Genomic DNA, 1,855 nt, shown 5'->3' on the forward strand with positions numbered 1-1,855 from the left:
CCGATCTCGGCCACCGTGGCGCAGCGGGCGATCGCCGCCGGCTGGTGTTTCACCGCGGCGTTCCAGACCTGGCGGGCGGCCGGGAACTCAGGGTCCTGGGTCAGCAGCAGGCGCTCGGCGAGCAGCGGGCGCAGGACGCGGACGGCGCCGGCGAGGTCGGCCGGGGTGCTGGTGGCGGTCATGGCGACTCCGATGCGCGCGCGGGCGGGGTGCGGCGACCGTACCGCGTCGTCACGCCGCGTGAAGTCGCGAACACGACTTGCCGGGGGCGGCGGTCCGCCCCCGGCTGCCGGGTTCAGACCGGGTACATCCGGATCCACTCGGCCTCGTACGACCCGGGGGTCATGTTCTGCCCGCGGAAGTTGTCGAACTGCATGGTCAGGTGGCCACGCCACATCGACTGCATCGCCTTGCGGGTCGACGACTCGCCGCCGGAGATGCTGAACCACTGCTGCCCGTCGATGAAGCCGCGGACGTGGTCCGGCGTCCACTCGAAGCCGATGTTGTGCCATTCGCTCATCGGCTCACGGCAGTCGGTCTTCTCGCGGTCCTCCTGCTGGGTGCCGCCGGACTTCACCGGGTAGTGCAGCACCGCGTTCACGCACGGGGCAGCCGTTCTCGTGTTCTCCAGGAAGTCGTACTCACCCTCCTCCGGCCAGATGTCGTCGTCGGGCCACACGATGAGCAGGGTCCGGAAGTAGCGGCCGTTGTCCGTACCGGTGTTGCGGGAACGCACCCGGGCCTCCCACCGGCCGTAGCGGGTGCTGTAGTCGCTCTGCATCCAGGCCGTGTCCCCGTTGGCCAGACCCGTCATGATCAGTTTGCCGTCGGCCACGGTGGTGCGGTCCGCGCACCGGCGGGTACCGGCGGCGTGCTGGTTGGGCCAGCACCCGCTGCCGACGCTCCACTTCGCCGGATCCGGCGTACCGGTGTAGTTGAACTCGTCGCTGTGCTGGGTCAGCGGCGCACCCCAGTTGAGCCGCTTGGCCGCCGTGACGCCGTCGCTGTCGCCCGGCTCCGGCTCCGGGCCCGGCGGCGGCGCGGTGCCCGGCCTGACGCTGATGCTCAGCGGTGTCAGCGGCCCGGCGGCGGTCTTCGGGATCAGGATCAGCGAATACCAGGAGCCGTTCTTGAGCAGGTTGAACTGGTGGCTGCTGATGTCGGTCGTCCGTTCGGTCGACCACGGGCCGTTCTCGCGGGTGTCGGTGCCGTCGCGGCCCACGTTCCAGCCGATGATGTCGGTCCGCCTGGTCGTCCACATCGCCGTCGCCGTGCCGTCCGCCCACGTCCCGGTCAGCTTGACGTCAGCGTCCGGGGTCGCCTTGTACGCACACATGGTGGCGGCGAAACCCTTGTTCGCGTCGAGCTCGGTGGCCCGCAGCAGCACCTTGGCCCGGACGGCGCCCGCCGGGACGGTGAACCGGCCGGAGATCCGGGTGAAGGCCCGGGTGCCGGCCACCGGCAGGTAGCCGCCGTTGGTGTGGCCCAGGTACACGCCGGCCGAATCCTGCCAGTCGATCTCCATCCGCAGGCGCGCCGGATCGTTGCTCCGCGCGTCCGCCCCGACCTCCCACACGGCACCGGGCTGCACCTTCTGCTCCGGCAGGTAGATGCCCGCGGTGGTCGCGGCGCCGTTGGCCACGCCCAGCTCCCAGGCCGCCGACGGATGGTCGGTGACCGCCTGCCGGGTGACCACCAGGCTGCTGCTGAGCCTGCCCCAGCCGGCCACGTCGGTGCCGAGCACCGGGTTGGCGCACTCGTTGTCGGACACCTGGTACTGCCCGACCCGTACGAACGGAGCCAGCTCGTTGTCCGGGCCGGCCAGCGCCGCCCGGGCCGCCCGGGCGCGGTTGCG

2 protein-coding genes are annotated in these 1,855 nt (G+C 71.5%); both read right to left on the reverse strand.

Annotated elements, in window-relative coordinates; all coding sequences use genetic code 11:
* The coding region (locus tag AB0C29_RS46360; protein WP_360834481.1) for a hypothetical protein at window positions 1–182 on the reverse strand (182 nt) is incomplete at its 3' end.
* A gap of 113 nt (window positions 183–295) precedes the next feature.
* Window positions 296–1,855: glycoside hydrolase family 16 protein (locus AB0C29_RS46365; RefSeq protein ID WP_360834483.1), on the reverse strand; the 1,560-nt coding region annotated here is incomplete at its 5' end.

The sequence above is a fragment of the Actinoplanes sp. NPDC048791 genome, assembly GCF_040650095.1.
Lineage (GTDB): Bacteria > Actinomycetota > Actinomycetes > Mycobacteriales > Micromonosporaceae > Actinoplanes.